This window comes from Micromonospora sp. MGP-C2 (assembly GCF_057766525.1).
In genome coordinates, this window is the sequence record NZ_JBYMEN010000002.1 from 88,073 (window position 1) to 102,507 (window position 14,435).

Below are 14,435 nucleotides of genomic sequence, written 5' to 3' on the forward strand. Positions count from 1 at the left end.
CTCATGATGGCCACCTCCAACGACAAGCTCGTCGAGGCACTGCGCTCCTCCCTCAAGGAGAACGAGCGTCTGCGCCACCAGCACCGCCGACTCACCGAGGCGCAGCGGGAACCCATCGCCGTCGTCGGAATGGCCTGCCGGTATCCCGGCGGCGTCGACTCGCCCGAGGCCCTCTGGCGACTCGTCGCCGACGGCGCCGGGGCCCTGTCCGACTTCCCGGACGACCGCGGCTGGGACCCGGCCGCCTCGTACGCCCGCCCGGCCGGCTTCCTGGACGCGGCGGGTGAGTTCGACGCGGCGCTGTTCGGCATCTCGCCCCGGGAGGCCGTCGCCATGGACCCGCAGCAGCGGCTGCTCATGGAGACGGCCTGGGAGGCCCTGGAGCGCGGCGGCGTCGACCCGCTCTCGCTGCGAGGCCGCCAGGTCGGCGTCTTCGTCGGCTCCAACACGCAGGACTACGCGTCGGTGCTGATGCGTACGCCGATCGCCGACGAGGGGCACCTGCTCACCGGAAACGCGGCCGCCGTGGTCTCCGGCCGCCTGTCGTACTTCTTCGGTCTTGAGGGCCCGGCCATCACCGTCGACACCGCCTGCTCGTCGTCTCTGGTCGCGCTGCACCTGGCGGTCCAGTCGTTGCGGCAGGGCGAGTGCACGATGGCGCTGGCCGGCGGGGCGACCGTCATGTGCACCACCGGCGCGTTCGAGGAGTTCGAACGACAGGGCGGGCTCGCCGCGGACGGCCGCTGCAAGTCGTTCGCCGCGGCTGCCGACGGCACCGGCTGGGGTGAGGGAGTCGGGCTGCTGCTGGTGGAACGGCTCAGCGACGCCCGCCGGCTGGGCCACCCGGTGCTCGCCGTCATCCGCGGCACCGCTGTCAACCAGGACGGCGCGTCCAACGGCCTCACCGCCCCGAACGGCCCGTCCCAGCAGCGGGTCATCCGCGCAGCCCTGGAGAACGCCGGGCTCACCGGCGCCGACGTGGACGCGGTCGAGGCGCACGGCACCGGCACCGTGCTCGGCGACCCGATCGAGGCGCAGGCGCTGCTCGCCACCTACGGCCGGGACCGGGCAGAGGGAGACCCGCTCTGGCTCGGCTCGATCAAGTCGAACATCGGCCACACCCAGGCCGCCGCCGGTGTCGCCGGGATCATCAAGATGGTCATGGCGATGCGGCACCGCACCCTGCCGCAGACGTTGTCCGTCGACGCGCCCACCCCGCACGTCGACTGGTCGACCGGTGCGGTGGAACTGCTCACCGAGGCCCGTCCCTGGCCGTCCGGCGACCACCCGGCCCGGGCCGGGGTGTCCGCCTTCGGCGTCTCCGGCACCAACGCCCACGTCATCGTCGAGCAGGCCCCTCCCGGCGACGAGGAGCCGGCCCGCGAGCCGGTCACCGTCCCGGCGCCACTGCTGCTCTCCGGCCACGACGCCGCCGCCCTGAACGCCCAGGCGGCCCGCCTCGCCCGCCACCTCACCGACCGCGACGCCGACCCCGGTGACGTCGCGCACTCGCTGGCCACCACCCGCGCCGGTCTACGGCACCGCGCCGCGATCACCACGACCGACCCGGCGGAACGGCTCGCCGCGCTGACGGCGCTCGCCGAGGGACGCGGCACGGCCGGCGCCGTGCGGGACACCGTCACGCGCGGCCCGCTCGCGTTCGTGTTCTCCGGTCAGGGGTCGCAGCGGCCCGGCATGGGTCTGGACCTCTACGACACGTTCCCGGTGTACGCGCAAGCGTTCGACGCGGCCTGCGCGGAGCTGGATCGTCTCCTCGACCGGCCGATCCGCGAGGTGATCGCCGAGGGCGACGACCTGGACCAGACGCTCTACACGCAGACCGCGTTGTTCGCCGTCGAGGTGGCGTTGTTCCGCCTCGTTGAGTCGTTCGGTGTGACGCCGGACTATCTGGTCGGCCATTCGATCGGTGAGATCGCGGCGGCGCATGTGGCCGGGGTGCTGTCCCTCGCGGACGCGGCGAAGCTGGTTGCCGCGCGGGGTCGCCTGATGCAGGCGCTGCCGCCCGGTGGCGTCATGGTCGCGGTACGGGCCACCGAGGCCGACGTGCTGCCGCTGTTGACCGACGGGGTGTCCGTCGCAGCCGTCAACGGTCCGCGCTCGGTGGTGCTGTCCGGCGTGGAAGGCGAGGTCGCCGCCGTCGCCGCCCAGTTCGAGAAGTCGAAGCGGTTGCGGGTCAGTCACGCGTTCCACTCGGTGCTGATGGAGCCGATGCTCGCCGAGTTCGCTCAGGTCGCGGAGACGTTGACCTACGAGTCGCCGCGCATTCCGGTGGTGTCCAACCTGACCGGGCAGATCGTCGACGTTCAGGACGCGGGCTACTGGGTGCGGCACGTGCGGGAGGCGGTCCGGTTCGCCGATGGCATCGCCACCCTGGAGGGCCTGGGTGTCAGCACGTTTGTGGAGATCGGCCCGGACGGGGTCCTGTCGGCGATGGGCGCCGACTGTGTGACGGACGCGGTGTTCGTACCCGTGCAACGCTCTGACCGCGACCAACCGACCACGCTGCTCACCGCCCTCGCCCAGGCCTTCGTGCGCGGCGTCGCGGTGGACTGGACGCCGTGCCACCCCGGCGCTCGCACTGTGGACCTCCCCACCTACGCCTTCCAGCGCCGCTACTTCTGGCCCGACCTGCCAAGACCCGTGAGCGGCACGCCCGACGAGTGGCGCTACCGGGAGAGCTGGCAGCCCGTCGACGTCGCGCCCACCGAGGCCCTCGCCGGGCGGTGGCGCATCGTCGCCGACCCGGCGGACCCGACCGCCCGGCAGCTGCACGACCTGCTGACCCGGCACGGCGCCACCCCGGACATCGGCATCACCCCGGAGATCACCGACGGGCTGGCCGGGATCCTGCACGTGCCCTCCCGCACCGGCGACCTCGACGCCACGGCCAGCCTGCTCACCCTCATCAGAGCGGCAGACGCCGCCGGCAGCACCGCGCCGATCTGGACCGTCACCACCGGCGCTGTCACCACGGGAACCGACGGCATCGCGCCCAACCCCGCCCAGGCCGCGCTCTGGGGCCTCGGCCGGGTGGCCGCCCTCGAAGTCCCGGACACCTGGGGTGGCCTCGTCGACCTGGCCGGGGACGTCACCGACCAGCTTGTCGCGGTCCTGACCGGCACCACCGGCGAGGACCAGATCGCGGTCCGCGCCGACGTCCTGCACGCCCGCCGCATCGACCGCGCCCCCGCCACCGCCGCCGAACCCTGGCAGCCGACCGGCACCGTCCTGGTCACCGGCGGCACCGGGGCGCTGGGCGCCCACGTCGCCCGCTGGGCCGCACACTCCGGCGCCGACCGGGTCGTCCTGGTCAGCCGCCGTGGCCCGGATGCGCCTGGCCTCGACGCCCTGACCACCGAACTGGCCGGAACCGGGTGCCAGATCACCGCAGCGGCCTGCGACGTCACCGACCGCGCCGCTCTCGCCGCCCTCGTCGCGACGCTCCGCGCGGACGGCACACCGGTCCGCTCGGTCGTGCACACCGCCGGCGTCGCCCACCTGACCCCGCTCACCGGCCTGAGCCCCGCCGACATCAGCGAACTCGGCGCCGCGAAGGTGCTCGGTGCCCGACACCTCGACGAGATCCTCGGCGACGACCTGGACGCCTTCGTGCTCTTCTCGTCGATCGCGGGCGTGTGGGGCAGCGGCGACCAGGGCGGATACGCCGCCGCGAACGCGTACCTCGACGCGCTCGCCGCCCGCCGCGCCGCCCACGGTCGGCCCGCCACCGCGATCGCCTGGGGTCCGTGGGCCGGCGGCGGCATGGCCGACGCCGACGTCTCCGCCCACCTCGCCCGGCGCGGCATCACCGCCATGAACCCGACCCGTGCCATCGCCGCGCTGGCCCACGCCGTCTCCGCCGGCGACACCACTGTCGTGGTCGCCGACGTGGACTGGTCGCGCTTCGGACCCGCCTTCACCGTACGACGCGACAGCCCTCTGCTCACGCCGCTGCTCGCCAGCGCGCCGGACGAGGCAAAGCCCAGCGGTCCGGCCGCCGATCTCCTGGCCGGCCGCACCGCCGAGGAGCGCCGCGCGTACCTGCTGCACCTGGTGCGCAGCGAGGCCGCAGCGGTCCTCGGACACGAGTCCGCCGACGCCGTCCCGGCCGACCGCCCGTTCCGGGAACTCGGCTTCGACTCGCTGACCGCCGTGGAACTGCGCAGCCGCCTCGCCGCCGCGACCGGCCTGCGCCTGCCCACCACCGTCGCCTTCGACTACCCGTACGCCGCCGTCCTGGCCGCCGAGCTGGACGCCCTGCTGTCCGGCGCGGATCGCACCGCGAACACCGTCGCGCCGGCCGTCGGCGTCTCCGACGAACCGATCGCCATCATCGGGATGGCCTGCCGCTACCCGGGCGACGTCGGTTCACCCGAGGACCTGTGGCGGCTCGTCGAGTCCGGCACCGACGCGATAGCCGGTTTCCCCGCCGACCGTGGCTGGGACCTGGACTCCCTCTACGACCCGGACCCGGGCCAGCCCGGCGCCTCCTACACCCGGGCCGGCGGCTTCGTCGCCGACGTCGCCGGCTTCGACGCGGCGTTCTTCGGCATCTCACCGCGCGAGGCACTGGCCATGGACCCGCAGCAGCGGCTGCTGATGGAGACCGCGTGGGAGGCGGTCGAGCGGGCCGGAATCGACCCCGCCGGCCTGCGTGGCGAGCCCGCCGGTGTCTTCGTCGGGGCGTCCTTCTCCGGCTACGGCACCGGTGACCAGATCGCCGACGGCGTCGAGGGATACCGGCTCACCGGAACGGCGGCCAGCGTCACCTCCGGCCGCATCGCGTACACCCTCGGCTGGGAGGGCCCGGCCGTCACAGTGGACACCGCCTGCTCGTCGTCGTTGGTGGCGCTGCACCTGGCGGTCCGCTCGCTGCGGTCCGGCGAGTGCTCCCTGGCCCTGGCCGGCGGCGTCACGGTGATGGCCAGCCCGGACGCGTTCGTGGAGTTCTCCCGCCAGCGGGGTCTGTCCGCCGACGGGCGCTGCAAGTCGTTCGCGGCGGGCGCGGACGGCACCGGCTGGTCCGAGGGCGCCGGGCTCCTGCTGGTCGAACGGCTCTCCGACGCGGTCCGCAAGGGTCACCGCGTCCTCGCCGTGGTCCGGGGCACCGCCGTGAACCAGGACGGCGCCTCCAACGGACTGACCGCCCCGAACGGCCCCGCCCAGCAGCGGGTCATCCGGGCGGCACTGGCCGACGCCGGCCTCACCCCGGCCGACGTGGACGCGGTCGAGGCGCACGGCACCGGCACCCGACTCGGCGACCCGATCGAGGCGCAGGCCCTGCTCAGTGCGTACGGCCAGGACCGCCCGACCGGTCGACCGCTGTGGCTCGGCTCGGTCAAGTCGAACATCGGGCACACCGTCGCGGCGGCCGGTGTCGCCGGAATCATCAAGATGGTCATGGCGATGCAGCACCGGGTGCTGCCGCGCACGCTGCACGTGGACGCACCCACCCCGCACGTCGACTGGTCCTCCGGGGCGGTGTCCCTGCTCACCGAGGCCCAGCCGTGGCCCGGCGTGGACCGTCCGGCCCGCGCCGCGGTCTCCTCCTTCGGCATCAGCGGCACGAACGCCCACGCGATCCTGGAAGCGCCCCCGACGCCGGAGCCGCAGGTCGCCCCAGAGCCGCAGGTCGTCCCGGAGCCGCAGGCCGCGCTCGTGCCGGCGACGCTGCCGGTGCCGTGGACACTCGGCGCCGCCGAGCCGGCCGCGCTGAGCGCACACGCCGCGCGGCTGCTGCCGTACCTCGACGCGAATCCGGTCGACGTCGGTCACTCACTCACCCGGCGCGGTTCGTTCCCGCACCGGGCGGTGGTGTTCGGGCGGGACGCTCTCAACGCGGCGGCCGACGGGCGGACGGATCCCGGCCTGGTGACCGGTGACGTGGTCGACGGCAGGCTGGCGTTCGTCTTCTCCGGCCAGGGATCGCAGCGGCCGGGCATGGGTCTGGAGTTGGCGTCGTCGTTCCCGGTGTTCGCGGAGGCGTTCGACGCGGTCTGCGCGGAGCTGGACCGTCATCTCGACCGGCCGATCCGCGACGTGATCTCGAACGACGCGGAGGCTCTGGACCAGACGGTCCACACGCAGGCGGCGTTGTTCGCGGTCGAGGTGGCGTTGTTCCGGCTGGTCGAGTCGTTCGGTGTGACTCCGGATTACCTGGTGGGGCATTCGATCGGTGAGATCGCGGCGGCGCACGTTTCCGGGGTGCTGTCCCTGGCCGACGCGGCGAAGCTGGTTGCCGCCCGAGGTCGCCTGATGCAGGCCCTGCCGGCCGGTGGCGTGATGGTGGCGGTTCGCGCTACCGAGGCGGAGGTGCTGCCGCTGTTGACCGGTGGGGTATCGGTCGCGGCGATCAACGGTCCCCGTTCAGTGGTGCTGTCCGGCGCGGAGGACGAGGTGTCCGCTGTCGCCGCCCAGTTCGAGAAGTCGAAGCGGTTGCGGGTCAGTCACGCGTTCCACTCGGTGTTGATGGAGCCGATGCTGGCCGAGTTCGCTCAGGTCGCGGCAACGTTGACCTACGCGCAGCCGCGCATTCCGGTCGTGTCGAACCTGACCGGGCAGGTCGCGGAGACGCAGGACGCCGCGTACTGGGTGCGGCACGTGCGGGAGGCGGTCCGGTTCGCCGACGGCATCGCCACCCTGGAGAACCTGGGTGTCAGGACGTTCGTGGAGATCGGCCCGGACGGCGTGCTCTCGGCGATGGGTGCCGACTGTGTGACGGATGCGGTGTTCGTACCCGTGCAACGCTCTGACCGGGACCAACCGACCTCGCTGCTCACCGCCCTCGCCCACGTCTTTGTGCGCGGTGTCGCGGTCGACTGGGCACAGTGCCACCCCGGCGGACGCCTCATCGACCTGCCCACCTACGCCTTCCAACACCAGCGCTACTGGCCCGCGGCCACGGTCACCGGCAACGGCGACGCGGTCGACCACCCGCTGCTGGGCGGCATGCTCACCCTCGCTGGCGACGGCGACGAACGGATCTTCACCGGCCGCTGGTCGCACACGGCTCTGCCGTGGCTCGGCGACCACCGGGTCGCCGGCGACGTCGTCGTCCCGGGCACCGCGCTGCTCGAACTCGCCCTCGCCGCCGGTGCCGAGGTCGGCTGCGACCAGGTCGACGATCTCGTCCTCGCCGCCCCGCTGATCCTCGGCGAGCAACGGGTGGAGATCCAGGTACGCACCGGCGCGGCGGACAACTCCGGCCACCGCGCCGTCACCATCCACGCCAGCTCCGACGGCGACCGGTGGACCACCCACGCCACCGGCACCCTCAGCACCGCCGGGCGCGCCGACGACACCACGCCGACCACCTGGCCGCCAGCCGGGGCCGAGGCGATCGACACCACCGGCCTCTACGACGCCCTGCGCCGCCGGGGCCTCGACTACGGTCCCGCGTTCCGCGGGCTGCGCCAGGCGTGGTTGGGCACCGATGGCGCCGTGTACGCGGAGGTGGAGCTGCCCGACTCGGTGGACGGCAGTCGCTACGGCGTGCACCCGGCGCTGCTGGACACCGCTTTGCACCCGCTCGGCCTCGGCCTCCTGGGCAGCGACGACGGTCAGGCCCGGGTGCCGTTCGCGTGGTCCGGCGTCACAGTGCGGGCTGCCGGCGCGGTCACCGCCCGGGTCCGGCTGGCCGACGCCGGCACCGACGCCGTCAGTGTCCACCTCACCGACACCGTCGGCCGGACCCTGCTGACCGCCGACTCCCTCGTGCTGCGCCGCTACGCCGAGCGCACCGCCAGCACCGACGGCTTGCACCACCTCGACTGGATCCCGGTCGAGGCGCCCGGCACGTCCGACCGCACCGGAACCGAGGTGCTGCGCGTACCCGCCACCGACCCCACCGACCCGGTCACCGCCACCCATGCCACCACCGCCGCCGTCCTGGCCGCGCTGCGCGACGCCGTCGAACGGGACACCCGGCTCGCGATCGTCACCAGCGGCGCGGTCGGCTGTGCTCCCGGCGACCCGGTCACCGATCTGGCCGCCGCAGCCGTCTGGGGCCTGGTCCGCAGCGCCCAGACCGAGAACCCCGGCCGGTTCCTGCTCATCGACACCGACGGCGACGAACAACTGGGCGCGGTGCTCGCCACCGGCGAGGAGCAGATCGCGATCCGGGACGGTGCCCTGCGCGCACCCCGACTGGCCCGGGTCACCGAACCCGCCGCCGGCCACGACTTCGGCACCGGCACCGGCACGGTCCTGGTCACTGGCGCGTTCGGCACCCTCGGCCGGCTGGTCACCCGACACCTGGTCACCCGTCACGGCGTCACCGACCTGCTGCTGCTCAGCCGCCGCGGCCCGGACGCCCCGGAAGCCGCCGACCTCACCGCGGAACTCGACGCGCTCGGCGCGACCAGCACCGTCCTGGCGTGTGACCTGGCCGACCGCGACGCTCTCACCGCCGTGATCGGCAGCGCGGGCAGCCTGACCGGGGTCGTCCACATCGCCGGCGTGATCGACGACGGTGTGGTCACCGCACTCACGCCGGAGCGACTCGGCGCGGTGCTCCGACCAAAGGTCGACGCCGCCTGGCACCTGCACGAACTCACCGCAGGGCACCCGCTGACCGCGTTCGTGATGTTCTCCTCGGCGGCCGGTCTGCTCGGCAGCCCCGGCCAGGCCAACTACGCGGCCGCGAACGCCTTCCTCGACGCCCTGGCCGACCTGCGCAACCGCGCCGGGCTCCCGGCCTCCTCGCTCGCCTGGGGACCCTGGGCCGCCGGCATGGCCGCCGACCTGGACCCGGACGCCGTCCAGCGGATCAGCCGCGGCGGACTGGCCCTGATCACACCCGAGGACGGCCTCGGCCTCCTCGACGCGGCCGGTCAGCGCACCGCTGTCGTTCCGCTGCGGCTCACCTCCGGGCGGACCGCGCCGACCACCGTCCACCCCCTCCTGCGCAACCTGGTCCGGGCCGGGCGGCGTGGCACCGCCCGGGCCGCCACCGGTGACGCCTCCCTGGTCCAGCGGCTCGGCGCCCTACGCCCGGCCGAGCAGCGCGAAGCGCTCCTCGACCTGGTCCGCACCCACGTCGCGAGCGTGCTCGGCCACGGCTCGGGTCAGGCCGTCGCCCCCGGCAAGGCGTTCCAGGAGACCGGTTTCGACTCCCTCGCCGCCGTCGAACTGCGCAACGGTTTGAACGCGGCAACCGGCCTGCGGCTGCCGGCCACCCTCGTCTTCGACCACCCGAGCCCGGCCGCTCTCGCCGCCCACCTGCACGAGACGCTGTTCGGCGCCGACCTGACCGGCGCGCCCGAGGTCACCGCGCCCGCCCGGGCCGACGAGCCCATCGCCATCGTCGGCATGGCCTGCCGCTATCCCGGCGGGATCAGCTCACCCGAGGACCTGTGGCGCCTCGTCGAGTCCGGCAGCGACGCGATCGGTGACTTTCCCGCCGACCGGGGCTGGGACGTGGACCGCCTCTACCACGCCGACCCGGACCACCCCGGAACCTCGTACACCCGCTCCGGTGGCTTCCTCGCCGACGCCGCCGACTTCGACGCCCCGTTCTTCGGTCTCGGCCCACGCGAGGCCCTCGCCACGGACCCCCAGCAGCGGTTGCTGCTGGAAACCTCGTGGGAGGCCTTCGAGCGGGGCGGCATCGACCCGGCGACCGTACGCGGCAGCCGCACCGGCGTCTTCGCGGGAGTGATGTACCACGACTACGTGTCCCGCCTGGACCCCGACGGCGACGCCGTCGAAGGTCTGCTCGGCATCGGCAACGCGGGCAGCGTCATCTCCGGCCGGATCGCGTACACCTTCGGGTTGGAGGGCCCGGCGGTCACCGTCGACACCGCCTGCTCGTCCTCGCTGGTGGCGCTCCACCTCGCCATCCAGGCGATCCGCAGCGGCGAGTGCACGATGGCGCTCGCCGGTGGGGTCACCGTGATGGCCACCCCGGGCACCTTCATCGAATTCTCCCGCCAGCGTGGGCTCTCCGCCGACGGTCGCTGCAAGTCCTTCGGCGCCGGAGCCGACGGCACCGGCTGGTCCGAGGGCGTCGGCATGCTCGTGGTCGAACGCCTCTCCGACGCCCGCCGTAACGGCCACCCGGTCCTCGCCGTCATCCGCGGCAGCGCCGTCAACTCCGACGGCGCCTCCAACGGCCTGACCGCCCCGAACGGTCCCGCCCAGCAGCGGGTCATCCGGGCCGCACTGGCCAGCGCCGGCCTGGGCGCCGCCGACATCGACACCGTCGAGGCGCACGGCACCGGCACCGTGCTCGGTGACCCGATCGAGGCGCAGGCCCTGCTCGCCACCTACGGTCAGGACCGCCCCGACGACCGACCACTGTGGCTCGGCTCGATCAAGTCGAACATGGGCCACACCCAGGCCGCCGCCGGTGTCGCCGGCATCATCAAGATGATCGAGGCGATGCGGCACGGCGTCCTCCCGCGCACCCTGCACGCCGACGATGCGTCCCCGCACATCGACTGGTCCGCCGGCGCCGTCGCACTGCTCACCGAGGAACGGCAGTGGACGGTGGACGGCCGTCCCCGCCGCGCCGCCGTCTCGTCGTTCGGTGTCTCCGGCACCAACGCCCACGTCATCCTCGAAGCCGCTCCCGAGCCCACCCCGGCACCCCGGCAGCCGCACGGCGGGCCGACGATCTGGCCGCTCACCGCGACCACCACCGACGGTGTACGCGACCAGGCGACCCGGCTGCTGGCCCACCTGAAGAGCCACCCCGGACTGGACCCCGCCGACATCGGGCACACCCTCAGCACGCGCGGCACCTTCCCCCATCGGGCGGTGGTGCTCGGGCAGGACGCCCTCGACGCCGCCGCCGAGGGGCGGACGGATTCCGGCCTGGTGACCGGTGACGTCGTCGACGGGAGGCTGGCGTTCGTCTTCTCCGGTCAGGGTTCACAGCGGCCCGGCATGGGCCTGGAGTTGGCGTCGTCGTTCCCGGTGTTCGCGGAGGCGTTCGACGCGGCCTGCGCCGAGCTGGACACCCACCTCGACCGGCCGATCCGCGAGGTGATCGCGGACGACGCGGAGGCCCTGGACCAGACGGTCCACACGCAGGCGGCGTTGTTCGCGGTCGAGGTGGCGTTGTTCCGCCTGGTCGAGTCGCTCGGCGTGACGCCGGACTTCCTGGTGGGGCACTCGATCGGTGAGATCGCGGCCGCGCACGTCGCCGGGGTGCTGTCCCTGCCCGACGCCGCGAAGCTGGTCGCCGCCCGAGGTCGCCTGATGCAAGCCCTTCCGACCGGCGGGGTGATGGTCGCGGTGCGGGCCACCGAGGCGGAGGTGCTGCCGCTGCTGACTGACGGCGTGTCCGTCGCGGCCATCAACGGTCCCCGCTCGGTGGTGCTGTCCGGCACGGAGGACGAGGTCGCCGCGGTGGCGGCGAACTTCAAGAAGTCCAAGCGGCTGCGGGTCAGCCACGCGTTCCACTCGGTGCTGATGGAGCCCATGCTGGCCGAGTTCGCACAGGTCGCGGCAACGTTGACCTACGCGCCGCCGCGCATCCCCGTGGTGTCGAACCTGACCGGGCAGGTCGCGGAGACGCAGGACGCCGGCTACTGGGTGCGGCACGTGCGGGAAGCGGTGCGCTTCGCCGACGGCATCGCCACCCTGGAGTCCGCGGGTGTCAGCACGTTCGTGGAGATCGGCCCGGACGGGGTCCTGTCCGCGATGGGCGCCGACTGCGTCAGCGACGCGGTGTTCGTACCCGTGCAACGCTCCGACCGGGACCAACCGACTGCGCTGTTGACCGCCCTGGCCCAGGCCTTCGTGCGCGGCGTCGCGGTCGACTGGGCACAGTGCCACCCCGGCGGACGCCTCGTCGAGCTGCCCACCTACGCCTTCCAGCACCGCCGCTACTGGCCCGCCGGCCCGGCCGCCGCCGCGCGCCGCGACCGCACCGGCCACCCGCTCTTCGACACCGCCGTCACCCTCGCCGAGGCGGGCGGGGAACGCGTCCTCACCGGCCACTGGTCGGTCGCGACAGTGCCGTGGCTCGCCGACCACCGGGTCGACGGCGCCCTCCTGGTGCCCGGAACCGCGCTGGTGGAAGCCGCCCTCGCCGCCGGCACCGGCGACCGCCTCGACGACCTGGTCCTCGCCGCCCCGCTCATCCTGGACGAGGGTGGCGCCCAGATCCAGGTACGGGTCGGCGCGGCCACCGACGAGGGCCGCCGCCCGGTCACCATCCACGCCAGCACCGACGGCGCCACCTGGACCGCCCACGCCACCGGCACCCTCGCCCTCACCGACGACGCACCGGCCCTCCCGGTGGGTCGCTCGGCCGCCGCGGCACCGCTGAACGTGGACGGACTCTACGACGAGCTGTTCCGACGCGGCCTCGACTACGGCCCGGCGTTCCAGGGGGTCCGGACCGCCTGGCGCGACACCGACGGCACCCTGCACGCTGACGTCGTCCTGCCGGACGAGGTGGACACCGCCGGCTACGGCATCCACCCGGCCCTGCTCGACGCGGCCCTGCACACCCTCGGCCTCGGCGAGCACACCGGCGACGGTGCCGCCAAGGTGCCGTTCGCGTGGTCCGGGGTCACCGTCCACCAGCCCGGCGCCACCGCCGCCCAGGTCCGCCTGAGCGTCGGCGACGCGGTCCAGGTCACGCTGGCCGACGCCGTCGGCGACCCGGTCGTCTCCGTCGCCGCCCTGCGACTGCGGGCGTACGCGCCGCCGTCGGTGCTGCACCGCCTCGACTGGACGCCGATCGACCTGCCCGACACCGGCGACACCGAGACCGTGATCCTGCGGATCGCGGCGGACGGCGGCGACCCCTTGGCAGCCACCCGCACCGCGACCGCCCGGACGCTCAGCGCTCTCCAGTCGGCCATCGCGGATGACACCCGCCTCACCGTGGTCACCGCCGGCGCCACCGGCCGCGATGTCACCCACCTCTCCGGAGCCGCCGTCTGGGGGCTCGTCCGCGCCGCCCAGGCGGAGCACCCCGGCCGGTTCACCCTGGTCGACGCCGAACCCGGCACCGGCGAGGAGGAGATCCGTGCCGCGGCGGCAGCCGAGCAGTCCCAGATCGCCATCGGTGTGGACGGCGTCTTCACCCCCGTCCTCACGCCGTACGTGGCGAGCGGCGACGAGGCCGCCGGCCCGGGCACCGGCACCGTGCTGATCACCGGTGCCCTCGGTGGGCTCGGCCCTGTCGTCGCCCACCACCTGGTCACCCGGCACGGCGTCGCCGACCTGGTGCTGCTCAGCCGGCAGGGCCCCGACGCGCCGGGCGCCGACGCTCTCGTCCGCGACCTCGCCGCCGCCGGAGCCACCGCCACAGTGGTGGCCTGTGACGCCGCCGATCGCGCCGCGCTCGCCAAGGTGCTCGACGGCCTCCCCGACCTGACCGGTGTCGTGCACCTCGCCGGGATGCTCGACGACGGGGTGGTCACCGCGCTGACCGACGAGCGCGTCGCCACGGTCCTGCGCCCCAAGGCCGAGGCCGCCTGGCACCTGCACGAGCTGACCCGGGACCGGCACCTGACCGCGTTCGTGCTGTTCTCCTCGGCGGCCGGCGTCGTGGGTGGCCCGGGGCAGGGCAACTACGCCGCCGCCAACGCGTTCCTCGACGCCCTCGCCGCCCACCGCCGGCGTGCCGGCCTGCCCGGCACCTCCCTGGCCTGGGGGCCGTGGGCGGCCGGCATGGCCGCCACCCTCGCCGGGACCGACCTGGCCCGGATGGCCCGCACGGGCATCCTGCCGATGACCGAGACCCAGGCACTGACCGCGTTCGACCTGAGCCTCGGCGCCGCGGAACCGGCCCTGGTGCCGCTGCGGCTCGACCCGACAGCCACCCCGGCCAGTGTGCCGGCGGTGCTGCGCGGCCTGCTGCGGGAGGCACCGAAGCGCCGGGCCAGCCGGCGCGGACCGGACCGTACGCTCGCCGAGCAGCTCGCCTCGACCGACCCCGCCGGTCGCAGCGAGGCGGTGCTGAACGTGGTCCTCACCCAGGTGGCCGCCACGATCGGCGACGGGGCGGCGCACACCGTCGACCCGGACCTGGAGTTCACCGGCCTCGGATTCACCTCGCTCGCGGCCGTCGAACTGCGCAACGGCCTCAACGCCGCCACCGGGCTCAGCCTGCCGGCGACGCTCACCTTCGACTACCCGACGCCGCGCGCTCTCGCCGACCACCTGCTGAGCACGCTCGCCCCGGCCCGTACGCCGCGTCTGCTCGACGAACTGGCCCGGCTGGAGCAGGCGTTCACCGCCCTCCTGCCGGACGAGGTCTCCGAACTGGCCGTACACGACGGTGTCGCGGCCCGGCTGAAAGCACTCACCGGCCAGTGGGCCGAGGTGACCGGAGCGGCCGCACCGGTTACCGAAACGCTCGACGAAGCCAGCGACGACGAGCTCTTCGCGTTCATCGACCGCCGCCTCGGCGCGTCCTGACCGGCTCGCACACTCTCTCGGACAGGTGATTC

Annotated in this window: 1 protein-coding gene; it reads left to right on the forward strand. The window is 74.1% G+C overall.

What is annotated here, in order from left to right; all coding sequences use genetic code 11:
• Positions 1-6: 6 nt before the first annotated feature.
• Positions 7-14,403 (forward strand): SDR family NAD(P)-dependent oxidoreductase, encoded by a 14,397-nt coding sequence (locus tag AC3CF1_RS00085; protein ID WP_488449197.1) that lies wholly within the window; start codon positions 7-9, stop codon positions 14,401-14,403.
• The last annotated feature ends 32 nt before the right edge of the window (positions 14,404-14,435 follow it).